At 55.6% G+C, this 322-nt stretch carries 1 rRNA gene; it reads left to right on the forward strand.

Annotated elements, in window-relative coordinates:
- Positions 1 to 322: ribosomal RNA gene (locus HG543_RS54340) — 23S ribosomal RNA — on the forward strand; the annotation flags it as partial.

A 322-nucleotide genomic window follows, 5' to 3' on the forward strand; every position in this document is an offset into this window, starting at 1 on the left:
TGACAACCAGGAGGTTGGCTTAGAAGCAGCCATCCTTTAAAGAAAGCGTAATAGCTCACTGGTCAAGACAGGCCGCGCCGAAAATGTAACGGGGCTCAAGACTAGTGCCGAAGCTTCGGGTCATGCGTAAAGCGCATGGCGGTAGGGGAGCGTCCCAGTTGCAGCGAAGGTCGACTGAAAAGGCGGCTGGAGCGACTGGGAGTGCTGATGCCGAAATGAGTAGCGATAAAGGGGGTGAGAAACCCCCTCGCCGTAAACCCAAGGTTTCCTGGGTCAAGTTAATCTTCCCAGGGTTAGCCGGAACCTAAGCCGAGGCCGAAAG

Source organism: Pyxidicoccus fallax (genome assembly GCF_012933655.1).
In the GTDB taxonomy this organism is placed as follows: domain Bacteria; phylum Myxococcota; class Myxococcia; order Myxococcales; family Myxococcaceae; genus Myxococcus; species Myxococcus fallax.